Below are 21,996 nucleotides of genomic sequence, written 5' to 3' on the forward strand. Positions count from 1 at the left end.
CTCACCACCCGCTCAGCAGGAAGAGGAGCCCCACGGCGAGGCCTGCCGCGATGGCACCCGCCACCACCCCGGCGGTGTGGCCACGGAAGGAGAACCACTCGATGGCCAGCACCCGGAGGCCAAGCGCCATGTGCACGGCAAGGGCGCTCACGAGGCCCCATTCGGCGATCTTCACCAGCGGGCTGTGGGTGACGGACAGGAAGCTGTCGAGCGCGTTGGCGCCCGAGAGTGCGGTGCCTAGCGCGATGAAGTGCATGGGCAGGAACACCGCCAGCGCCACGCCCGACAGGCGATGGAGCAGCGCCGCGATGAAGCCCGGCTTCAGGTGGGCAGCCTCGCGCAGGCCGGGGCGGGTCGTGGAGGTGAGGGTGGACGGCTTCACGGCACCAGTCCTCCCGGCTGATAGACCGCCAGCGCAGCACGCAGCCCCAGCACCAGGATGGCGGCAGCGAAGGCCAGCATGGCCATGTCGAGGGAGCGCGAGCGCCAGCCGGTCCATTCACGGATTACGCTGCGCAGGCCGATGGGGGCGTGAATGGCGGCGGCGCAGACGAACACACAGTAAAACGCGAGAAACCAGCCGTTGCCCGCCGTCCGCGACAGGATTTCCGCCGCGCTGAGCCCGCCGCGAACGGCGTGCACCATGGTGGCGAGGTGCAGCGCCACCGCGAGCGCCAGCACCGCGGCCGTGCCGCGCTGGGCCATGTAGAGAAGGGGATTCATGACTTCACCAGCAGCGCGAGGAGGCGGCCCAGGGGCGAGGGCGCGGTGGCGCGCTTGAGGCCCGCGATGGCGTAGGTGGGCGCCAGATCCTTGGGGCAGAACTCGGTGCAGCTCATGTGGCTGTGGCAGGAGTGGCAGCCCACGTCCCCGGACACGGCGGCGAGCCGCGCCGCATTGCCCCGGTCGCGCTCGTCATTCACCAGAGTCCAGGCGCGGTTGAGGGCGGCGGGACCGAGATAGTCCTTGTTCCAGGCCACCACGTCGCAGGCGGAATAGCACACGCCGCAATTGATGCATTCGACGCCGGCGTCGGCGGCCTTCCGCTTCGGGCTGTCGGGCCGCACCGGCGCGAAATCCGCAGGCGGGGCCTCGCCCGGCTCGAAGGCGCCGTGGGCGCCGCGCCATTTCTCGAAGAAGGGGACCATGTCGACGGTCAGATCCTTCACGATCGGCAGGTTGCGCAGGGGCTCCAGCACAAGGATGTCGCCGTCCAGAGCCTCGGAAACCCGGGTGCGGCAGGTCCAGCGCGGCCGCCCGTTCACCACCATCGCGCAGGAGCCGCACATGCCGACCCGGCAGGCGAAGCGGTAGGAGAGCGTCGGGTCCTGCGCGCGCTGGATCTCCGTCACCACGTCGAGAACGGTCTGGCTGGCGCGGCGCGGCACCGCGAAGTCCTCGAAGGCGCCGTCGGCCTGGCCGCGCCACACGCGGACGCGCAGGGTCTCCTCGGCCTGCGCTGCCGCCGGCCGCCCGTTCTGGCTCGTGCTGGTCATGTCGTTCGTCCTGAAGGCTTCTTGAGACGCCGCAGGCTGCCGCCCGCGACGGGAAGGCACGCGATGGCCGCGCGCCCGGCCAAGGCGATCTTCAGCCCCCCGGCGCACCGTGGATGGCGGGGAAGAAGATGTCCTTCCAGTCCTTGGTGGTGGCGCCGACGAGGCCGGCCCGGTGCATGTAGTCGAGATAGGACAGCACCTTCTTCGGGGTGGTGGTCCACTCGTTCTCCGGCGACTTGATGATGGCCACCGCCTCGTCAACGCTCATCTTGGAGCCCTCGGCCTTGATCCACAGCGCGGCCATGGCGGCAGGATCCTTGCGGATCAGGGCATTGGCCTCCTCCAACGCGGCGAGGACGGCGGCGAGGGCCTTGGGGTTCTCGGTGGCGAACTTCTCGGTGGCCCAGATGACGTTGAAGGTGTGCGGCCCGCCGAGCACCTGATAGCTGTCCAGCACCTTGTGGGCGCGCGGGTCCTTCAGCTCCAGCTCCTGGAAGGGGGAAGAGCCGAAATGCGCGGTGACCTCGGACTTGCCGCCCATCATGGTGAGCTGGGCATCCGGGTGGCCCATCGAGACGGTGAGGGAATCCAGCTTGTTCTGCTGGCCCGTGCCGAAGGCCTGCTCGGCGGCCATCTGCAGCGTCACCGCCTGGATGGAGGTCTTCACCGCCGGCAGGGCGATCTTGTCGGCGGAGGTGAAGTCCTTGATGGTCTTCACGTTCGGGTTCACCGAGACGAGGTAGAGCGGCATGGCGTTCAGCGCCGCGATGCCCTTGACCTTGAGATTGCCGCGCGTGCGGGCCCAGATGGTGAGCATCGGCCCGACGCCGCCGGCGGCAATATCGAGATTGCCGGAGATGAGGGCCTCGTTCATGCCCGAGCCGCCGGTGAAGCGCAGCCATTCGGTCTTCAGCGCGAAGCCCTTGGCGCTCGCCTGCTTCTCGATGAGGTTCAGCTCCTCCATCACCGTCATCGGCAGATAGGAGATGCCGAACTGCTTGGCGAGGCGGACCGTTCCGGTTTCCGCACGTGCCGTTCCTGCGGCGAGCGACAGCGGAACAAGGGCTAGCGCTGCGGCGGCGAACACAGCCGCGCGTTTGAAGAAGAGACCCATTGCGTTCTCCCTGGTGGCAAGCTCCCTGGCGCCTCGCAGCCGGCACGCCTGGGGCTGCCTTTGCCGCGCGCTCAAGGCGTGCGGTCTTGTTTTCGTTTCGGGATCAAAGGCCGATAGACATGTCCGCTCGGCTTCGATCCGGCGCGCGACCATTTTCCGATTGAGTGTCGGCAGGGGCAGAGTACCCTCGGCAAGACAGGTGTCAATAGTCTTAGGTCATATATATGACATCGGAATCCGTCACCCCCACGAACGCCCGGGCGGCCGCCATCGAGGCACGGCCGCTCTACCAACAGACGCGCGACCTGCTGCTGAAGCGCATCATCGACGGCGTGTGGAAGCCCGGCGGCTACCTGCCGAGCGAGCAGCAGCTCTGCGGCGAGCTGGGCGTCTCCATCGGCACCATCCGCAAGGCCACTGAGGAGCTGGTGATCCACGGGCTTCTAGAACGCCAGCATGGACGCGGCACGCGGGTGGTGCCCCACTCCAGCGCCAAGTCGCGCTTCCGCTTCCTGCGCTTCGTGCATGGGGATGGACGCCCGCTCGATCCGGTGGCGCATCTCCTCACCCAGACCGTTCGCGCGGCCAGCGCCGAAGAGCGCCGGCAGCTCGATCTCGACGCCAATGGCAAGGTGCTGGCGCTCACGCGCATCCGCAGCGAGAAAGACCAGCCGCTGGTCTACGAGCGCCTGGCGCTGCCGGCGCAGACCTTCGCCGCGCTGGGGCTGGAGACCGGCGAGGATATCGTGGAGGAGGTGTACGTCTTCTATCAGGAGCGCTGCGGCGTCACCATCATGCGCACCGAGGACGAGGTGGGCATGGCGGTGGCGGATGCCACCATGGCGCAGCATCTCGGCATCGCGACGGGCGCCCCGGTTCTGGAGGTGCGGCGCGTCGCCCACGCCCTGGATGGGCGGCGCGTGGAATATCGCGAGAGCTTCACCGCCCACCTCAAGTACAGGACCGCCCTTGAGTAAGGGCGGTCCAAGTTTCACACCTACCGAAACCGCTCAGGCCTGCATGCCCCAGCGCTGGATGGTGTGGCGCTCGATGGTCTGGAAGATCAGGTTTTCCACCACGAGGCCGATGAGGATGACTGTGAGCAGACCGGCGAACACGTTGGCGATGTCCAGCATGTTCTTGTTCTCGAAGATGAACCAGCCGAGACCGCCGGACCCCGATGACACGCCGAACACCAGCTCTGCCGCGATCAGCGTGCGCCACGCAAATGCCCAACCGATCTTCAGCCCGGTGAGGATGGAAGGAAACGCCGCCGGGATGAGGATGGTGGCGATGAAGCGCGGCCCCCTCAGCCCGTAGTTCCGACCCACCATCTTCAGCGTGCGGCTCACCGAGAGAAAGCCGGAATGGGTGTTGAGGGCGATGGCCCATGTCACCGAATGCACCAGAACGAAGACAAGGCTGGCGGTGCCGAGCCCGAACCAGATCAACGCCAGCGGCAAGAGCGCGATGGCCGGCAGTGGATTGAACATGGAGGTCATGGTCTCCAGGAAATCCGTGCCGATGCGCGAGGCGATGGCGAGCGCCGTCAGCACCGCCGCCAGGGTGATGCCGATGGCGTAGCCCATCAGCAGCACCCGGAGCGATCCCCACGCGCGTTCCGGCAGCACGCCGTTCATCACGTTGGCGAAGAAGGCGGAAACGGTGGCGCTGAAGGTGGGAAAGAGCAGGTCGTTGTTGAGGACGCGCCCGTAGATTTCCCAGGCCAATGCCAGCGCGGCGAGAATGATGAGCTTGCGGAAGAAGCTCCAGTTGTAGAGCAGCTCCCAGGTGGAAAGCGGCTTTTCCACCACCGTCATGGCGTCGGCCGGCATGTCCTCACGATAGATTTCCGGACGCGGCTCGGTGATGGGAATGACCTTCAGGGTGGCGACCTCAGGCATCGATGATCTCCTTCGCCTCGTCGGCGAACAGCATGTGCTGGATGCGCTGCTCGAGAAGCGCGGCGTCCTTGGGATCGGTGGTGCTGTTGATCTCCGCCTTCACCCGGCCGGGATGGGGCGAGAGCAGGAGGATGCGGTTGCCGATCTTGATGGCCTCGGCGATGGAATGGGTGACGAATAGCACGGTGAAGCGGGTGTCCGCCCACAATTGCAGCAGTTCGTCCTGCATCTTCCGGCGCGTCAGCGCATCGAGCGCGGCGAAGGGCTCGTCCATCAAAAGGATGTCGGGTTCCATGGCCATGCCGCGGGCGATGGCCACGCGCTGCTTCATGCCGCCGGAGAGCATGTGCGGATAGGTGTCCGCGAACTTGGTGAGGTTGACCTTTTCGATGTAGTGCATGGCCCGCTCGTCCGCCTCCTTGCCCTTCAGCTTGCGGGCGGCGGTGAGGGCGAAGGCCACGTTCTGGCGCACGGTCTTCCAGGGCAGGAGCTGGTCGAATTCCTGGAACACCATCATGCGGTCCGGCCCGGGGGCGCGGATCACCTGCCCCTTGAGGCGCATCTCGCCCTCCGTGGGCGTGATGTAGCCGCCGACGGCCTTCTGCAGGGTGGATTTCCCGCAGCCGGACGGCCCCAAGAGGATGAAGCGGTCGCCCTCGAGAACGTTGAAATCCACCCTGTAGGTGGCGGTGACGAGTAGATTCGGCGTCTTGTACTGCAGCGTTACGCCACTCACCTCCAGAAGAGGTTTCTGCGAACCCATGCATCCCTCCCTTGGGACCTGTCGCCGCGGCCTTTATTGGCCGTTCTGGCGAGGCGTCGTTTCTGCTCCCGGTCTTCATGGGGCCTGACCACCCTTGGCGGGGCGGCAGGCCTTGTCGTGTCTGTTGGGATCCCGCGGTCGGGGCGAGCGAAATGGCGCATCCGCCCCGCCGTTCTTCGGCTCTTCCTGCTGGCTGCGGACGCCTGTCGCGCCGCCTCAGGTGTCATGACGATAGACAAGGCTGGTAGGCCTGTAAAGGTCATCTACTATCATATATAAGACATAAGTTTTGTCGCGCCACGCCCACGGCCGCCTCACACCGCAAGATTCAACAGGATCAATGATTTGTGAAAATCAGGTCAGGTCGGAGAGATAGTGGAAACCGGCTGTCAGGCAGAAGCTGATGCGCCATTCCACCGGCGTGCCGTCGAGCGAATAGGCGAGGCGGTCGATCAGCAGCACCGGCGCGCCGGGCTCCACATTGAGCATGGCCGCAGTATCGGCATCCGCGCCAACGGCCTTCAGTTGCTCCCGCGCCCGCGCCACGGTGATGCCGTAGCGCTGCGCATAGAGGCCGTAGAGATTGTTCGGCACGGGCGCATCGGCGAGGCCGGGAAACATCTGGTCGGGCAGGATCAGGCTCTCGATGATGAGCGGCGCGCCGTCGAACGTGCGCAGGCGGCGGATGCGCAGGACGCGCCCATTGCGCGCCAACGCAAGCGCGGCGCATTCGGCGGCCGTGCCCTTGGCTCTCTCGATGCCCAGCACCCGGCTTTCGGGAAAGTGGCGCTCCCCGTCATCCCCCACCAGCTTGAAGAACTGGAACAGGATGCGCTCCTCGTCGTGGCGGGCGACAAAGGTGCCGCGGCCCTGCCGGCGCACGACGATGTTCTCCGCCGCCATCTCGTCCAGCGCCTTGCGCACCGTGCCCTGGCTGACCCCGAGTTCCGCGGCGAGCTGGATCTCGCTGGGCAGGGGCTCTCCGGGTGCCCACACGCCATCCACCATGCGGCGGATTAGGGTCTCGCGGACCTGCCGGTAGAGCGGCTTGGATTCGAGTCCTTCGCCCTCGCCGCGATGGGCGGCGCCGGCCGGGCTTCTCTCCTGCGCCCGGCGGGGTTCGGCCCCGGCGGCAATGCTTGGCTTGCTCACGATCCTCTTGCCCCCTGGTCCGGCGCGTCAGTCTCCGACGCTTATAGGTGCGGCTGGCCCGGCTTGCATCTCACCCCGTGGAGCTTGCAACACCCGCCAGTCTCATATCTTATATATGATAACGGAATAGAAGCGCATGCAATGCCCTCGTTCCGCGCCCAGAACGACAATATCCGAAAACGACAACCGGAAACGCCCATGCCCGACATCGTCGTCACCGAGTTCATGGACGAGGCGGCGCTCGCCGCGCTGCGCGGCCGTCACAAGGTCCATTACGACCCGGCGCTGGTGGACCAGCCCGACGCCCTCCACGCCCTTCTCAAGAACGCGCGCGCCCTCATCGTCCGCAACCGCACGCAGGTGCGCGGAGCGCTGCTCGCGGCGGCGCCCAGGCTGGAGGTGGTGGGGCGGCTCGGTGTCGGCCTCGACAATATCGACGTGGAGGCCTGCCGCGCCCGTGTCATCGCCGTGCGTCCGGCCACCGGCGCCAACGATCTGGCGGTGGCCGAATATGTCATCTGCGGCGTGATGATGCTGCTGCGCGGCGCCTACCACGCCTCCGCCGAGGTGGCGGGCGGCGCCTGGCCGCGCACGCGCCTGATGGGGCGAGAAACGTCCGGCCGCATCCTCGGCCTCGTCGGCTTCGGCGCCATCGCGCGGGAGACAGCGCGGCGCGCCGTGGCCCTGGGCATGGACGTGATCGCCCACGATCCCTTCCTCGATGCCGGCAATCCCGCATTCGCCGCGAACGGCGCGCGCCCGGCCTCGCTCGACGCGGTGCTGCGGGACGCCGATGCGGTGAGCCTCCACGTGCCGCTGACCGCCGAAACGCGCGGCCTCATCGGCGCCGACGCCCTCGCCCGCATGCGGCCGGATGCGGTGCTCATCAATGCCGCGCGCGGCGGCGTGGTGGACGAGGCGGCTTTGGCCGAGGCGCTGAAGGCGGGCCGGCTGGCCGGCGCCATACTGGACGTGTTCGAGACGGAGCCCCTGCCCGGCGGTGGCCCGCTGGAGGGCGTGCCCAACCTCATCCTCACGCCGCACATTGCGGGCGTCACCGTGGAATCCAACGTGCGTGTCAGCGAGGCGGTGGCCGTCGCGGTGGCGCAGGTGCTTCAGGAGAAGGCGGCATGAGCGAGCAACTCTCCCTCCACGCGGCCCGCGCCCTCGCCCGCGCGGTGCTGATCGCGGCCGGCGCCAGTCGAGCGGCGGCCGAGGCCACCGCCGAAGCCCTCGTCGCGGCAGACGCGGACGGCATCGCCAGCCACGGCCTCTCCCGCCTGCCGGCCTATGCGGACCAGATCCGCTCCGGCAAGGTGAAGGGCCAGGCGGAGCCGGCGCTCGAATGGACCTCCGTCTCCACCCTGCGGGTGGATGCGCGCGAGGGCCTCGCCTTTCCCGCCATCGCCGCCGGGCTCGAAGCCGCCGCAGGCCGCGTGGCCGAGAGCGGCATCGTCGCGGTTTCGGTGTTCGCCTCGCACCATGCGGGCGTCATGGGCCATCACGTGGAGCAGATGGCGGAGCGGGGGCTGGCCGCCCTCGCCTTCTCCAACTCGCCGCAGGCCATCGCGCCGTGGGGCGGGCAGGCCGGAGTGTTCGGCACCAATCCCATCGCGTTTGCCACCCCACGCAAGGATGCCGCGCCCCTCGTCATCGACGCCTCCCTGAGCAAGGTGGCGCGGGGCAAGATCATGGTGGCCGCCCAGCGCGGCAATCCCATTCCCTGCGACTGGGCGCTCGATGCGCAGGGCAATCCCACCACCGATCCCAAAGCGGCGCTGGCCGGCACCATGCTGCCCATCGGCGATGCCAAGGGGGCGGCGCTGGTGCTGATGGTGGAAATCCTCGCCGCCGCACTGACCGGCGGACAGTTCGGCTTCGAGGCGGCCTCCTTCTTCACCGCGGAGGGCCCCTCCCCCGCCATCGGCCACCTGTTCCTGGTGATGGACCCGGTGCGGCTGGGCGGGCCGGACTATCTCGTCCGGCTGGAGCTGCTGCTCGGTGCCATCCTGGGGCAGGACGGCACCCGCCTGCCCGGCGAGCGGCGATTGAAGGCGCGGGCGGTGAGCGAGGCCGAGGGCATCACCATCCCCGCCGATCTGCTGGAAGACCTGCAGCGCCGCTCCGCCGCCTGAGACCGGGAAACAGAAAAGGGCCGCCGGCATATCCTGCCGGCGGCCCTTTTTGTGCGGGGGAGAAGGCGGCCGCTCCCGGCCGCCCTGCCCTCACGCGCTGCGGTAGAGCTTGGTCATCACGAACTCGCGGTGGCCGAGGGATTCAGCCGCCGTGAGGCGCCCGTTGGCGGTGCGCACGATCATGTCGATGAGCGCGTCGCCGGCCTCCGGAATGGTCATCTCCCGGCGCAGCACGCCCGACACGTCCACGTCGATATGCTCGCCCATGGTGCGGATGGTGCGCGGGTTGCCCGAGATCTTGATGACCGGGACGATGGGGTTGCCGATCACGTTACCCTGCCCGGTGGGGAAAGTGTGGATCACATAGCCCGCCGCCGCCATCAGCGTCACGCATTCGGCCGCCGCGGAGGAGGTGTCCATGTAATAGAGGCCGGGACCCTTGGCGGGAGCCTCGGCGGGCTCGAGGGCGTCGATGTAGCGGCACTCGCGGCCGATCTTCTCGAGATTGCCCAGCGCCTTTTCCTCGATGGTGGTGAGGCCGCCGGCGATGTTGCCCTTGGTGGGCTGGCTGTCGGAGAGATCGTCGGTCTTGTGGGCCTCGATCACGTCGTCCTGGTAGGACTTCCACATCTTGAACCACTTCTCGGCCACTTCCGGGGTGGCCGCGCGCTCCTTGCACAGGTGCTCGGCGCCGGTGATTTCCGAGGTCTCGCCGAACACGCCGTAGATGCCGTGCGGGATCAGCTTGTCATACATATTGCCCACGGTGGGGCAGGAGGAGAGGCCCGTGGTGGTGTCGCTCTCACCGCACTTGGTGGAGATCCACAGGTCGGAGATGGGGCAGTCCTCCTGCGGCAGTTCGTTGGCCCACTGCACGAAGCGCTTGGCCTCGTAGGAGGCCTTGGCCACGGTGGCGATGTCGCCGTTGAGCTCGATACCGAAGCCCACCACCGGCTTGCCGGTCTTGGCGATGCCCTCGACCACGCGGTTGGTCCACTGGTCCTCGATGCCGATCACCACCACGGCGGCGACGTTCGGGTTGGAGCCGATGCCGATGAGGGTGCGGAAGTGGATTTCCAGATCCTCGCCGAACTGCAGGCGGCCATAGGCGTGGGGCAGCGCCATGGTGCCCTTCACATGGGCGGCCACGGCCTCGCAGGCGGCGTTGGAGAGATCGTCGAGCGGCAGGATGACGACGTGATTGCGCACGCCCACCCGGCCGTTCTCGCGGCGCCAGCCGCGGACGGTGGCGTTGGCATAGTCGGCCGAGGCGAGCGCCTTGGGAGTCGCCTTGGTGATGAGCTGGTCGGGCGCGCCGCCGCGGAAGGGGTTGGGCGCGGTCTGGGCGTGGAACATGGCGATGTTGGACATTTCTTCCCTCACCAGCGCTTGGTCTTGGCATTGTGGATGTGGACGTGCTCGCCCTTGGCGATGTCGGCCTTGGCGATGCCGATGTCCTGGCCGTACTTCCAGATGGTGTCCCCGGCCTTGATGTCCGTGAGGGCGACCTTGTGGCCGATGGGCACGTCCATCTTGGAGGTGAGGTGGAACGCCGAATTGTCGTGCGTCACCACGCACAGCATGTCGGTGCCGGCCTTCAGGCCTTCCACCACGACGACACCCACGGTGTCCTTCTTCTCGTGAACCAACAGTTGCGGCGCACTCACGCTTGCCTCCTCCTTGTCGTCTCGGCCGGCCTGTGTCGACCAAGTCTTATATAAGATATAGTACATAAAACTTCGAACAAAACCCTGTCAAGCGGCCCGTCGGGTCCCAGCGTTCTTTCTGGTTTTTCGAATGAAGAGCGGGCCTGAATGAAGGGCGGGGCTTGGCCGCGCGGCACCGGCGCCTGCGCCGGAGCCGCGGGCGGGGATGGGATCTAGGGATGAGGAAAGCGCCCCGGACCGGCCGGGGCGCGTCGGCGGTCAGAGCCGCAGGACGATCTTGGCCGCGCCGGTGCGGCCGGCATCGATGTCGGCGAAGGCGGAAATGGCCTCCGCGAATCCCCGCTCCTCGATCCAGCCGAGGGAACCGAGGCGCCCAGAGGCGAGCGCATCCACCGTCGCCCGGAAGTCGGCGGGCGTGTAGCAATAGGTGCCGGAGACGATGATCTCCTGAAGCGTGATGCGGCGGATGTCGAGCCCCTCCGTGCCGGGCAGAAGCCCCGCATGGACGATGACGCCCCCCGGCCGCACGAGACGGCAGGCCGCGGCGCGGGTCGCGACCGCGCCCACCGCATCGATCACGAGATCAATGCTGCCATCCTTCGGCTCTCCGCTTTCCTCCGGCGCGTAGCAGCGAAAACGGCCGGCGCGCTCCACCGTGGCCCGCCGCGCCGCATTGGGCTCGGCGACGAAGATCTCGGCGGCTCCCTGCATGGCCATCACCAGCGCCGCCGCAAGGCCGATGGCGCCGCCCCCGAGCACGAGGCAGCGGGCGGCGGACAGGGGCATGCCCAGAAGGCGCGCGCCCTGGTTCACCGCGTGGTAGCTCACCGCCACCGGCTCGGCGAGCGCGGCGTGGGCGACGGGGAAATCGTCGGGGATGGGCACCAGATTGCGCTCCGGCACCCGCACCAGCTCCGCAAACGCGCCGGGGCGCGGCGGCATGGAGAGGATCTGCCGGTCGGGGCACAAATGCGCGCGCCCCGCCTCGCAGGCCGGGCAGGTGCCGCAGGTGACAAGCGGATTGACGGTGACACGCTGTCCCGCCCGTGGCCCGGAGGCGATGCGCCCCGCCGCCTCGTGGCCCAGCACCAGCGGCGCCGGGCGCCGCGTGTCGTGCCCGTGATAGGCGTGCATGTCCGAGCCACAGATTCCCACCGCCTCTACCCGCACCAGCACCTCATCGTTGGCGGGCAGGGGCTCGGGCTCGCTGCGGAACTCCAGCCGGTGGGGGCCGGTATAGACCAGAGCTTTCATGATCGGGCTTTCATCTCGGGGCGCTATTTGGCGGTGAAGCCGCCGTCCACCGCCAGCACCTGGCCGGTGACGTAGGCCCCGGCGTCGGAGGCGAGGAAAACGGCGGGACCCACCAGATCCTCCAGCCGCCCGTTGCGGCCAATGGCGGTCTGGGCCGCATTGTGAGCGGCGCGCGCCGCGTCCTCGAACACCGCCTGGGTGAGGGCGGTGGGGAAGAAGCCCGGAGCGATGGCATTGGCGGTGATGCCATGCCGGGACCATTCCTCCGCCATGGCCCGCGTGAGCTGGGCGACGGCCCCCTTCGCCGCGCCATAGGGCGCGGAATTGGGAAAGGCACGGAAGGATTGCAGCGACGCGATGTTGAGAACGCGTCCCCACCCCCGCCCCGCCATGGCCGGCGCGAGCTTCTGCACCAGCATGAACGGCGCGCGCACATGCACCGCCATGTGCAGATCGAAGGCCTCCCGCGTCACGGCGCCAAAGGGCTGGCGCAGGTTCATGCCGGCGGCATTGACGAGGATGTCGATGCCGTCGCCGGCCGCTTCAGCCAGACGCTCGGCCCCGTCGTCCGCCGCAAGGTCGGCGACGATGGCCCGGGCGGCGATGCCGTTGCGGGCGAGGTCGGCGCAGGCGGCATCCAGCTCCGCCGCGCGGCGGGCGGCGAGGACCACGCCGGCCCCCGCCTGCCCCAGCCCCGCAGCGATGGCGAGGCCGATGCCGGAGCTTCCGCCCGTCACCAGCGCGGTGCGGCCGGAAAGGTCGAACAGGGAAGACAGATTGAACATGGCTCAGGCGTCCACCGGCACGCCCATGTCGAAATTGTGCCCGGGGAAGTATTTGGCGAGACGGTAATCCCCGGTGCGGGCGTGCGCCTCCATGCCTTCCAGCCGCGAGATGCGGGCCGTGACCTGGGCGATGGTCTTGCAGGCGTCCCGGCTCATCTGCTGCCAGGTGAGCGGCTTCAGGAATTTGTGCACCGACAGCCCGGCCGAATAGCGGGCCGCGAACTTGGTGGGCAGGATGTGGTTGGGGCCGGATGTCTTGTCGCCGAACGCCACCGTGGTCTCCTCGCCGAGGAAGAGCGAGCCGTAATTGGTGAGGGCCTCGCGCCACCAGCCGAGGTCGGCGGCGTGGACCTCCAGATGCTCGGAGGCGTAGCGGTCGGACACCTCCACCAGCTCCTCGCGGGTGTCGCAGACGATCACCTCGCCATAGTCCCGCCAAGCGGCGGCGGCTGCATCACGCGCGGTGGGCGGCAAATCGGCGATGAGGCCGGGCACGCTGCGCATCACCTCATCCGCCAGCGCGCGGGACGAGGTGAAGAGCCATGCGGGGCTCTCGTGACCGTGCTCGGCCTGGCCCACGAGGTCCACCGCCACCATCAGGGGATCGGCGGTCTCGTCGGCGATCACCGCCACCTCGGAGGGGCCGGCGAACACGTCGATGCCCACCTTGCCGAACAGCATGCGCTTCGCCTCGGCGACGAACTTGTTGCCGGGGCCGACGATGATGTCCGCCGGCTTGCCGGTGAACAGGCCGTAGGCCATGGCGGCGATGGCCTGCACGCCGCCCAGCGTCATCACCACATCCGCCCCGGCCACCATCATGGCATAGAGCACGTAAGGGTGGATGCCGCCGCCCCGGTAGGGCGTGGAGCAGGCGACCACGGTGCCGACGCCCGCTGCCTTCGCCGTGGCGACGGACATGTAGGCGGACGCGATGTGAGCATAGCGCCCGGTGGGCACGTAGCAGCCGGCGACATTGCAGGGCACCAGCTTCTGTCCCGCGGTGAGGCCGGGCAGAAGCTCCACCGAGAAGTCCTTCACGCTCTCGCGCTGGGCGTCGGCGAAGCGGCGAACCTGATCGGCGGCGAAGGCGATGTCGCGGCGCACCTGATCGGGCACCTCGCGGGCGCGGCGCTCCATCTCCTCGCGGGTGACGAGGATGGGGCCGTCCCACTTGTCCAGCTTGAGGGCATACTCGCGGACCGCCTCCTCGCCTCGGCGCTCGATCTCGCCCAGCATGGCGGTGACGACCTCGCGGGCCGTTCCCGTCTCGGTCTCGGGGGTCTTGCTCGCGCGCTTCAGGTATTCGATGGCCATTTCAATGCTCCATGGCGCCGGGGAGGAGACGTCCTGCCGTCCGGGCTCTAGTTGGTCGTGTCGAATTCGGTGGCGAAGGCCTTGAGCTTGGGGTCGGCCGCGACCCTCCGCATGAAGCTGTCGTCCACGTAGGACTTGGCCTCGGGCGCCGCGGGAATGGTGCCGACTTCCGCCATGAAGGCGCCGATCCGGCCGAGCCAGCCGTCGAGGGCGGACGGTCCCTTGGCGCGATCCATGAGGCGGAGCTGTTCGGTGAGCGCGAAGGTCGGCCGCAGGGCGAACTCCTGGTCGATGGCGGAATCCGAGGCCTCGACGCCGCCGATGGCATAGAAGGCCTTGGTCATGGCGTGCGCTTCCTTCGGATGCGCCTTGGCCCAGCCCCAGGCCCGCAGATAGACGGCGGCCACCTTGGCCACGAGGTCCGGATGCTCCTTGGCGAAGGCGGGACGCACCACCAGCGCGCCGGGCACGATGGCGCCGGCATCCGCGCCGGAGCACAGCACCTTGGCGCCGGCCTTTTCTTCCAGCGTGTAGGTGTAGGGCGCCCATACCCCCACCACCTCGGAAGTGTTGGCCATGGCGGCGGAGATGATCTGCGCCTGACCGAGATTGACGAACTGCATGTCGGAAGATTTCAGCCCCCATTTCGCGAGGCAGTTGCGCGCCGCATAGTCCGCCGTGGAATTGGTGGTGAGCAGCAGCTTCAGGCCCTTCAGGGCGGACGGATCCTTCTGCAGCGCCGCCACCTTGTCGGCGCGGGTCATCAGCGCGTTGGTCTTGGATTCGTCATTGGTGATACCCACCGTGACGAGCCCGAAGCGCGCCGCGCCCAGCACGGCCGGGACCGAGCCGGTGCCGCCCACATCCCACGAGCCCGCCTGCGCCGCCGCCACCTGCGGCGCACCCGCCGGGAAGGTGACGAAGGTCGCGTCGAGCCCGACCTCCTTCCACCAGCCCTTCTCGGTGGCGATGTAGAAGGGCAGAGCCCAGTAGAGCGAGGGCTGGTAGGAGATGCTGATCTTGGTCAGCCCCTCGGCCCGTGCCGGTGCGGCCGGAGCGACCAGGGTTGCCGAGAGGGCGGCGAACGCCGCCGCGAGGAAGGTGTGCCTGCGCGCGGGGCGTTCGAACGGCGTGTCCTTGACCTTGGTCATGCGTGTCTCTCCCTGGTGCTGCCGGTGGTCCGGCCTGTTCTGGAGCGCGCGCCGGGGCGCCCTGCTCCCTTTTTCGACGCCGTCAGTGCGCGGCACCGGTCTTTTCCTCGCGGAGCGATCGCCAGATGTGGGTGCGCAGGTGGACGAAGGATTCGAGGTCCATCACGTCCTCGATGCGGCTGTAGCGCTCCCAGCCCTCGGCCTCGCGGATCGACTTCACGTCCACGATCTCCTTCAGGCGGCCGGGGCGGCGGGTCATGATCGCCACCCGGTCGGCGAGATAGACCGCCTCTTCCACGCCGTGGGTGATGAACAGCACCGTGCGCGGATTGCGCCGGGCGAGGCGCACCAGCTCTTCCTGCATCACCACACGGGTCTGCGCGTCGAGGGCGCCGAAGGGCTCGTCCATCAGCAGCACCTGGGGATCGAGCACATAGGCGCGGGCGATGGCCACGCGCTGCTGCATGCCGCCCGAGAGCTGGTGCGGATAGGCGCCCTCATAGCCATTGAGGCCGATCAGCTCGACCGCCTCCATGACGCGGATGCGCCGCTCCTCGCGGGGCATGTTCCGGTTGCGCAGGCCCAGCTCGATGTTCTCGACCACCGTCTTCCAGGGGAAGAGGGCGAACTGCTGGAACACCACCGCCCGGTCCGGCCCCGGTTCGCGCACCTCGGCATTGCCCACCAGCACGCGGCCGGAGGTGGGAAACTCGAAGCCCGCGGCGAGCCTCAGGCAGGTGGTCTTGCCGCAGCCGGAGGGGCCGACGATGGCGAGGAATTCCTTGTCGGCGATGGCAAGGTCCACGTCGTCCAGCGCCTTCACCTGGCCGGCGCCGAAACTCTTGCTCACGGCATCGAAGCGGATGGAGCTCATCTTGTCCTCTCAGGCTCGCGCGAGGCGGTTGTGGATGCGCGCCTCGAGGGCACGAAGGGCGATGTCGATGAGGACGCCGACGAGGCCGATGGCCGCCATGCCGACCATCACCGTCGCGGTGGCGACGCCGCTCTGGGCCTGCACCATCATGTAGCCGACGCCGGTGGAGGCCACGATCAGCTCGGCGCCCACCAGAGACTGCCAGCCGAGACCGGCGCCGATCCTGAGGCCCGCCACGATGGAGGGGGTGGCGGCGGGCAGCAGCACTTCCAGGATCAGGCGATGGGTCGGCGTGCCCAGCATCTCGGCGGCCTCGATATAGCGCGGGTCAACCTGGCGGGCGCCGCGATAGGCGTTGAGCAGGCAGGGCGGAAAGGCGCCGGAGAAGATGATCAGGACGGGCCCGCCGAAGCCGGTGCCGAACCACAAGGCGGCGAACGGCACCCACGCGATCGGGGCGATGAAGCGCAGGGCGTCGAACAGCGGCGAGACGATGTCGTCGAGCAGCCGGAAGCGCCCCATCAGCAGGCCCAGCGGCACGCCCACCGCCGCCGCCAGCAGGTAGCCGGCGGAAAAGCGCTGGAGGCTGGAGGCGAGATGCTGCGGCAGCGTGCCCCCCGCGAACGAGGTGTGGAGCAACGTCACCAGCCGCTCGGCCACTTCCAGCGGGCCGGGAAGGAAGGCCTTGCCCACAAGCCCGCTCGCCGCAACCAGCGCCCACAGGCCGAAGAAGCCGACGAGACCGGCGAGGCCCAGCACCATGCGCCGGGCAGGGTCCAGCGCGCCGGTCATGCCGTCTCTCCCTTGATGCGGACCCAGGTCAGGGTGCGGCGCTCGACAAGCCCCAAGAGAGCGGTGGTGAGCGCGCCGAAGATGGCGACGCAGATCATGCCCACGAGGATCATGCCGGGATAAAGGTCCTGCTGGGCGAGGTTGAGCAGGTGGCCGAGCCCGGCGAGGGCGCCCACCAGCTCGGCCGCCACCAGCGTGGTCCAGCTCGCCTGCAACGACAGGCGCAGGCCGGTGAAAATCATCGGCGCCGCGCCGGGCACCACCACCTCGCGGATGAAGCGTCCGTGCGGTGTGCCGAGCATCCGCGCCGCCTCGATGAGGGGGCGCTCGATGGTGCGCACGCCGGCCTGGGTATTGATGACCGAAGGCACGAAGGCAGCGAAGAAGATGACCATGATCTTGGCCGTGTCCCCGAGCCCGAACCACAGGATGGCGAGGGGGATCCAGGCCAAAGGTGGAATGGGGCGCAACAGCATGAACACCGGGTTCAGCACTGCCTCGGCCGTGGCGCTCGTGCCCATCAGGAGGCCCAGCGGCACCCCCACCACCACCGACACCACGAAGCCCAGCGCCACCAGCTTCAGCGATTGCAGCACATGCACGACCAGCGTCGCGTCGCCGTAGCCCCGCCCCATGGCCTGGAGGCCGGCGGCCCACGTATCGGCCGGCGTCGGGAAGCGTCCCGGTGAGATCAGCCCGTTGGCGCCGGTGGCCATGAACCACGCGAGCACCAGCAAGCCAAGCGTCGTCACGCCGATGGCGGACCTGCGCCCGAGCGGCATTTGTCTCCTCCCGTCATTGCGTGCTCCATCTGCGGGAGCATCGGCACGCTGCTGGTCCGCCTCGCCGGCGGCTTATGCAAGCGCTTACATGAAAGCTATCATCGAGCGCTCGAGTGTCAAGCAGCGATCGGCCGAGACCTCGACTTTCACTGCTGCACTGCGGTGGCTGTCTTGCGCGCACAGGCTGCAAGCGCATTCATCTCTGTTCATCGCGGCCGCCTGCTGGCATGATGACAACCATGAATCGCAAGGCGCGGGCGACGCTTCAGGATGTGGCTCAGTTGGCCGGGGTCTCCACGGCCACGGTCTCGCGCGCCCTCTCGCGCCCGGACCTGGTGCAGGAGGAAACCCTGGCGCGCGTGAGCGACGCCATCGCGCGGCTGAACTACGTGCCGGGCGGCGCGGCGCGCGCCCTCGCCTCGGGCAAGACGCTGACCATCGGCGCGGTGGTGCCCACCCTCGATCACGCCATCTTCGCCCGCGCCATCCAGGCCATGCAGACCGAGCTTGCGGGCAACGGCTACCAGCTCCTCGTCGCCGCGCACGATTATGCCCCGGCGCAGGAGGCGGCGGCGGTGCGGGCGATGCTGGCGCGCGGCGTCGACGCGCTGATGGTGGTGGGCGCCGACCATCTGGAGGAGACCTGGGCGCTGCTCACCACCGCGTCCGTTCCGGTGGTTCTGTCCTGGTCGTTTGACGCGCGCCTGCCCGCCATCGGCTTCGACAACGAGAAGGCGGGGCGGCTCATCGCCGATCACCTGCTCGACCTCGGCCACCGCCGCTTCGGGATGATCTCCGGCTTCACCCACGCCAACGACCGCGCCCGCTCCCGCGTCGCGGGGGTCCGCGCCGCCCTCGCCGCACGGGGGATCGAGCTGCCCTCGTCCTGCGTGGTGGAGGCCCCCTTCACCCTTGCCGGCGGCCGCGCGGGGCTGGCCGAGCTGATGGCGCGGGCGACGCCGCCGACGGCCGTGGTCTGCGGCAACGATCTTCTGGCGGCCGGTGCGTTGTTCGAGGCCCAGGCGAGCGGCATCGCCGTGCCCGGCGCGCTCTCGGTCGTGGGCATCGACAATCTGGAAATCGCCGCCCACCTCGCCCCACCGCTGACCACGGTGCATCTGCCCACCACCGAGCTGGGACGCACGGTGGCGCGCCATCTGCTCGCCCGCCTTCGCGGCGAAGCTCAGCCGCAGCGCGTGGAGCTGCCCATCGAGCTGGTGATCCGCCGATCGGCCACGGCGCCGGCCACAAGTCCGGCTCTCGCCCGGGAACCGTCATAGAGCCAGCCGGCGGTCCGCGCGCCTAACCGGCCGGTTCGGTCTCTCCCGGCGCGCGGGACGAACACGCGGCCCGCAGTGCCGCGCGCAGCCATCGGTGGGCGGGGTCGGCATCGAAGCGGGGATGCCAGGCAAGGGACACAGCGAGCGCATCCGTCTTCACCGGTAGGTCGAAGGTGTGGAGGCCGGCACGCCCCGGCTCCGTCAGCCGCGCCGGCACCGCGGCAACGTGGTCCGAGGTGCGCACGATGGCGAGCGCATCACTGAAATTGGCCACCGCAATGGCGACGAAGCGCTTCAATCCCAGCGCTGCCAGCGCCACGTCGATGGGCCCCGAGAACCGGCCCCGTCGCGAGACGGAGACATGGGGAAAGGCGGCGAACCGCTCCGGCGTCACGTCCCCGGCGAGCGGATGGCCGGGCCGGACCACCCCCACGAAGCGGTCGTGGAACAGCGCCTGCAAGCGGATCTCCGGCCCCATGGCGCCGATGACGCCCACATCGGCGTCGATCCGCCCCTCCCGCAGGGCCTCCACATCCTCCTTGTCCTGATGAGCGAAGCGCAGCCGGACCAGGGGCGCCTCCTGCGCGGCCAATGAGGCCAGCGCCGCGCCGAAGGTGCCGACGAACCCGTCATTGGCGCGGATGACGAAGGTGCGCTCCAGCCTCAGAAGATCGATCTCGTCGTCGCCGCGCACCAGCGCCTCGGCCTCTGCCACGAGGCCGCGCAGCCGTTCGCGCAGGCCCTCGGCACGCGGGGTCGGCACGAGCCCGCGTCCCGCCCGCACCAGCACCGGATCGCCCAGGAGGTGACGGATGCGCGCGAGCTGGCGGCTCATGGCCGGCGCGGAGAGGTTCAGCCGCTGCGCCGCCCCCACGACGCTGCCCTCCGAGAGAAGCGCATCGAGCGTCACCAGCAGGTTCATGTCGAGCGGCGGCACGTGGCGCGCAACTTGGCGCGTAACTTGGCGTCGCGTCGGTTTGGCAGGCAAGGGAGGCGCCTCCGCATCAGTGCATCCGATGCAATCATATAGTAGCGACATTGCACTGTATGCAAACAACGCCACCCCCTATCGAAAGACCAGTTCAACGCGCCTGCGCGCCGCTTTCGACAGGACCCCACATGACACGACAAACCTCTTCCCCCACCGCCCAGCCGCACGCCGCGGCCGCACACCGGCCCATCCGGTCCGGCATGGTGCTCACCGGGCTTTCCCTTGCCATCCTGCTGTCGCAGCTCGGCACCAACATCATCAACGTCGCCCTGCCCACCTTGGTGAAGAGCCTCGGCGTGGACTTCGGGGCCGTCCAATGGGTGGTGGTGAGCTATCTGCTCGTCGTCACCGCCCTCATCGTCGGCGTCGGCCGTTTCGGCGACCAGCTCGGCAAGAAGCGGCTTTATCTGTGGGGGCTCGCCGTCTTCATGGCGGCCTCGGTGCTGTGCGCCCTCTCCAACAGCCTGCCGCTGCTGATCGCCGGCCGCGCCGGCCAGGGGCTTGGCGGCGCCATCCTGATGGCGCTCTCCTTCGCCTTCGTCGGCGAGGTGTTCCCCAAGGAGCGCACCGGCTTCGCCATGGGGGTGCTATCCACCATGGTGTCCTTCGGCATCGCGCTCGGACCGTCGCTCGGCTCGCTGGCGCTGGCCGCCTTCGGCTGGCAGGCGGTGTTCTGGGTCAACCTGCCGTTCGGGCTTCTCGCCTTCCTTCTGGTCTCGCGCTATCTGCCCAATGCCGTCGATGCGCCGAAGCATCCCGTCCCCGCGGCGCGGTTCGACTGGCTCGGCACGATCCTCCTCGCTTTGACGCTCGGCGCCTATGCGCTGGCCATGACCTTGGCCGGCAAGCAGGGCTTCGATGCCCCGCTCGTGCTGCAGCTCGGGCTCGGCGCGCTCGTCGGCCTCGCTTTGTTCCTCGCGGTGCAGGTGAAGGCGCGGGCGCCGCTGCTGAAGCTCTCCATGTTCGGCAACGCACTGCTCTCCACCAGCATGGTCATGAGCGTGCTGGTCTATGCAGTGATGATGGCCACCCTGGTGCTGGGGCCGTTCTTCCTCTCGAAGGCGCTCGGCCTCGACACCCGCATGGTCGGCCTTGTGATGACGGTCGGTCCCCTCGCCGCAGCCATCATGGGCGTGCCGGCCGGCACCCTTGCCGACCGCATCGGTGCAAGGCTCGCCATGGTCATCGGGCTGGCGCTGTTCACCATCGGGGCGTTCGTGATGTCCTGGGTGTCGCGTGATGGCGGTGTCGCCATCTACATCGTCGCCATCCTGTTCATCAGCGTCGGCCTCGCCTTCTTCCAGACGCCGAACAACACCGCCGTCATGACCGATGCGCGCCCCGAACAGCGCGGCCTCGTTTCCGGCCTGCTGGCCCTCGCCCGCAATCTCGGCCTCATCACCGGCGCCTCGCTCATGGGCGCGCTCTTCGCCAGCGTCGCCGGCGATACGGCCACCGCCACCCCGGACCTCGTGACGGAGGCCATGCGCTTCGCCTTCCGCATCGCGGCGTCCATGGCCGCCGCCGCCTTCCTCCTCTCCCTCACCACGCTGCGCCGGCGTCACGCCTGACCCGGCGGCCAAGGACCCTTCCGATGAAACAGCACAACGCACCCCTCGCGGGCGTCGAACGCCCGGTCCCGCCCGAACGCCGACTGAGGATCGCCGAGGTCCGCAAGATCATCGAGGTGAGCCCGCACATGCGGCGCATCACCCTCGCCTCGGCGGCGCTCATGGACTTTCCCGTCCGTCGCCCCGCGCAATGGGTCAAGGTCTTCGTGCCGACAGCCGACGGCGAGAAGCCGAGCGGACGCGCGTACACCATCCGCCATTTCCGCGAGGCGCTGTGCGAGATGGACATCGATTTCGTTCTGCACGGAGACGGCCCCTGCTCCACCTGGGCGCAGAACGCGGCACTTGGCGACGTGGTCCAGATCGCCGGCCCGCGGGGCGGCTTCCGGCTCGATCCGGACGTCTCGCATCTGCTGATCGGAGGCGACGAGACTGCGCTTCCGGCCATCGCTTCCATCCTCGAATCCCTGCCGGCCGGACTTCCCGTCGATGCCTTCGTGGACATTCCCGACGATGCCGACGCCCAGATCCTCACCTCGACAGCCGACGTGGAAATCACCTGGCTCCCCCGCAATGGCCGGAACGCCGGCACCCGGCTCGCCGAGGCGATGATGGGGGCGGAACTGCCGCCGGATACAGGTGCGGTCTGGTTCGCTGCGGAAGCCTCGATCGTCCGCACGGTCCGCCGGCACTTCCAGCTCGACCGCGCCTTCCCGCGCGGCAGGCTCGTGATGTCCGGGTACTGGAAGCGGGGAGAAACCGACTTCAGGGACAGCGAAGGGGATCAATGAGGGCACCGCGCGTGCCGGTGCCGAGATCAACAAGACAGATGTTGACCACTTCGGCGGTTCGGTGAAGTTTGAGTCAGGTCGCCGGCGCAAGGGTGGCGGCCTGTATCGGTGCCAGGAGCGACCTGCCGCCCTTCGGGCTGGACGGAAAAGCTCGGATAACGCCGGACGAAAGCAGAT

The 21,996-nt window shown here is 68.6% G+C and carries 23 protein-coding genes; 6 read left to right on the forward strand and 17 right to left on the reverse strand.

Features of this window, described 5'->3' with window-relative positions; all coding sequences use genetic code 11:
* Position 1: 1 nt before the first annotated feature.
* From EJ105_RS24455 to EJ105_RS24470, 4 genes are all read right to left on the reverse strand, one after another.
* A complete protein-coding gene (locus EJ105_RS24455) occupies positions 2 to 382 on the reverse strand; it encodes a succinate dehydrogenase, cytochrome b556 subunit (RefSeq protein WP_250168379.1) in 381 nt (126 codons plus the stop codon).
* A complete protein-coding gene (locus EJ105_RS24460) occupies positions 379 to 723 on the reverse strand; it encodes a succinate dehydrogenase (RefSeq protein WP_250168380.1) in 345 nt (114 codons plus the stop codon). Before EJ105_RS24460 ends, EJ105_RS24455 begins: the two co-directional genes overlap by 4 nt.
* On the reverse strand, positions 720 to 1,496 hold the full coding sequence (locus EJ105_RS24465; RefSeq protein WP_250168381.1) for a succinate dehydrogenase/fumarate reductase iron-sulfur subunit: 777 nt from the start codon (positions 1,494 to 1,496) through the stop codon (positions 720 to 722). Before EJ105_RS24465 ends, EJ105_RS24460 begins: the two co-directional genes overlap by 4 nt.
* Before the next feature lie 91 nt (positions 1,497 to 1,587).
* Entirely contained in the window at positions 1,588 to 2,610 is a 1,023-nt protein-coding gene (locus EJ105_RS24470; protein WP_250168382.1) for an ABC transporter substrate-binding protein, read from the reverse strand.
* Positions 2,611 to 2,834: 224 nt separating this feature from the next.
* Between EJ105_RS24470 and EJ105_RS24475 the strand changes: the two genes are divergently transcribed.
* Positions 2,835 to 3,587 carry a GntR family transcriptional regulator gene (locus EJ105_RS24475; protein ID WP_250168383.1) on the forward strand — a complete coding sequence of 251 codons (753 nt, stop codon included), beginning with the start codon at positions 2,835 to 2,837 and terminating at the stop codon, positions 3,585 to 3,587.
* A 33-nt stretch (positions 3,588 to 3,620) separates the two neighbouring features.
* Here EJ105_RS24475 and EJ105_RS24480 read toward each other — a convergent pair whose 3' ends face one another.
* The 3 genes from EJ105_RS24480 to EJ105_RS28045 form a co-directional block, all read right to left on the reverse strand.
* Positions 3,621 to 4,445 carry an ABC transporter permease gene (locus EJ105_RS24480; protein ID WP_245279425.1) on the reverse strand — a complete coding sequence of 275 codons (825 nt, stop codon included), beginning with the start codon at positions 4,443 to 4,445 and terminating at the stop codon, positions 3,621 to 3,623.
* Between the two features lie 61 nt (positions 4,446 to 4,506).
* Positions 4,507 to 5,277: an ABC transporter ATP-binding protein gene (locus tag EJ105_RS24485; RefSeq protein ID WP_024280486.1), complete on the reverse strand. Its 771-nt coding sequence runs from the start codon at positions 5,275 to 5,277 to the stop codon at positions 4,507 to 4,509.
* A 354-nt stretch (positions 5,278 to 5,631) separates the two neighbouring features.
* A complete protein-coding gene (locus tag EJ105_RS28045; protein WP_250168384.1) occupies positions 5,632 to 6,429 on the reverse strand; it encodes a GntR family transcriptional regulator in 798 nt (265 codons plus the stop codon).
* Positions 6,430 to 6,627: 198 nt separating this feature from the next.
* Between EJ105_RS28045 and EJ105_RS24495 the strand changes: the two genes are divergently transcribed.
* Both EJ105_RS24495 and EJ105_RS24500 read left to right on the forward strand, forming a co-directional pair.
* Entirely contained in the window at positions 6,628 to 7,563 is a 936-nt protein-coding gene (locus tag EJ105_RS24495; protein WP_250168385.1) for a hydroxyacid dehydrogenase, read from the forward strand.
* Complete coding sequence (locus tag EJ105_RS24500; RefSeq protein WP_250168386.1) at positions 7,560 to 8,564, forward strand: Ldh family oxidoreductase; 1,005 nt, start codon at positions 7,560 to 7,562, stop codon at positions 8,562 to 8,564. Before EJ105_RS24495 ends, EJ105_RS24500 begins: the two co-directional genes overlap by 4 nt.
* A gap of 90 nt (positions 8,565 to 8,654) precedes the next feature.
* On the opposite strand, the gene EJ105_RS24505 is transcribed toward EJ105_RS24500, so the two are convergent.
* The 9 genes from EJ105_RS24505 to EJ105_RS24545 form a co-directional block, all read right to left on the reverse strand.
* The gene (locus EJ105_RS24505; RefSeq protein ID WP_081837441.1) at positions 8,655 to 9,935 is read right to left on the reverse strand and encodes a UxaA family hydrolase; all 1,281 of its coding nucleotides are present in this window, start codon (positions 9,933 to 9,935) and stop codon (positions 8,655 to 8,657) included.
* Between the two features lie 8 nt (positions 9,936 to 9,943).
* On the reverse strand, positions 9,944 to 10,231 hold the full coding sequence (locus tag EJ105_RS24510) for a UxaA family hydrolase (protein ID WP_029555396.1): 288 nt from the start codon (positions 10,229 to 10,231) through the stop codon (positions 9,944 to 9,946).
* Positions 10,232 to 10,489: 258 nt separating this feature from the next.
* Entirely contained in the window at positions 10,490 to 11,485 is a 996-nt protein-coding gene (locus EJ105_RS24515) for an alcohol dehydrogenase catalytic domain-containing protein (protein WP_250168387.1), read from the reverse strand.
* 23 nt (positions 11,486 to 11,508) lie between these two features.
* Positions 11,509 to 12,270, reverse strand: coding sequence for an SDR family NAD(P)-dependent oxidoreductase (locus EJ105_RS24520; RefSeq protein ID WP_250168388.1), 762 nt, complete (start codon positions 12,268 to 12,270; stop codon positions 11,509 to 11,511).
* A 3-nt stretch (positions 12,271 to 12,273) separates the two neighbouring features.
* The gene (hpsN, locus tag EJ105_RS24525; protein ID WP_029555399.1) at positions 12,274 to 13,587 is read right to left on the reverse strand and encodes a sulfopropanediol 3-dehydrogenase; all 1,314 of its coding nucleotides are present in this window, start codon (positions 13,585 to 13,587) and stop codon (positions 12,274 to 12,276) included.
* Between the two features lie 47 nt (positions 13,588 to 13,634).
* On the reverse strand, positions 13,635 to 14,738 hold the full coding sequence (locus EJ105_RS24530) for an ABC transporter substrate-binding protein (RefSeq protein ID WP_250168389.1): 1,104 nt from the start codon (positions 14,736 to 14,738) through the stop codon (positions 13,635 to 13,637).
* Between the two features lie 82 nt (positions 14,739 to 14,820).
* Entirely contained in the window at positions 14,821 to 15,612 is a 792-nt protein-coding gene (locus EJ105_RS24535; protein ID WP_029555401.1) for an ABC transporter ATP-binding protein, read from the reverse strand.
* Between the two features lie 9 nt (positions 15,613 to 15,621).
* Positions 15,622 to 16,404: an ABC transporter permease gene (locus tag EJ105_RS24540; RefSeq protein WP_250168390.1), complete on the reverse strand. Its 783-nt coding sequence runs from the start codon at positions 16,402 to 16,404 to the stop codon at positions 15,622 to 15,624.
* Entirely contained in the window at positions 16,401 to 17,186 is a 786-nt protein-coding gene (locus EJ105_RS24545; protein ID WP_250168391.1) for an ABC transporter permease, read from the reverse strand. The genes EJ105_RS24540 and EJ105_RS24545 overlap by 4 nt, the downstream gene beginning before the upstream one ends.
* 239 nt (positions 17,187 to 17,425) lie before the next feature.
* Between EJ105_RS24545 and EJ105_RS24550 the strand changes: the two genes are divergently transcribed.
* Positions 17,426 to 18,466 carry a LacI family DNA-binding transcriptional regulator gene (locus EJ105_RS24550; protein ID WP_250168392.1) on the forward strand — a complete coding sequence of 347 codons (1,041 nt, stop codon included), beginning with the start codon at positions 17,426 to 17,428 and terminating at the stop codon, positions 18,464 to 18,466.
* 22 nt (positions 18,467 to 18,488) lie between these two features.
* On the opposite strand, the gene EJ105_RS24555 is transcribed toward EJ105_RS24550, so the two are convergent.
* Positions 18,489 to 19,388, reverse strand: coding sequence for a LysR family transcriptional regulator (locus EJ105_RS24555; protein ID WP_284145634.1), 900 nt, complete (start codon positions 19,386 to 19,388; stop codon positions 18,489 to 18,491).
* A gap of 197 nt (positions 19,389 to 19,585) precedes the next feature.
* Between EJ105_RS24555 and EJ105_RS24560 the strand changes: the two genes are divergently transcribed.
* Together EJ105_RS24560 and EJ105_RS24565 are read left to right on the forward strand one after the other, a co-directional pair.
* Positions 19,586 to 21,028, forward strand: a complete 1,443-nt coding sequence (locus EJ105_RS24560; protein ID WP_250168394.1) for an MFS transporter — start codon at positions 19,586 to 19,588, stop codon at positions 21,026 to 21,028.
* 23 nt (positions 21,029 to 21,051) lie between these two features.
* Complete coding sequence (locus EJ105_RS24565; protein ID WP_250168395.1) at positions 21,052 to 21,819, forward strand: siderophore-interacting protein; 768 nt, start codon at positions 21,052 to 21,054, stop codon at positions 21,817 to 21,819.
* Positions 21,820 to 21,996: the final 177 nt, after the last annotated feature.

The sequence above is a fragment of the Xanthobacter aminoxidans genome (genome assembly GCF_023571765.1).
GTDB classification, from domain to species: Bacteria; Pseudomonadota; Alphaproteobacteria; order Rhizobiales; family Xanthobacteraceae; genus Xanthobacter; species Xanthobacter aminoxidans.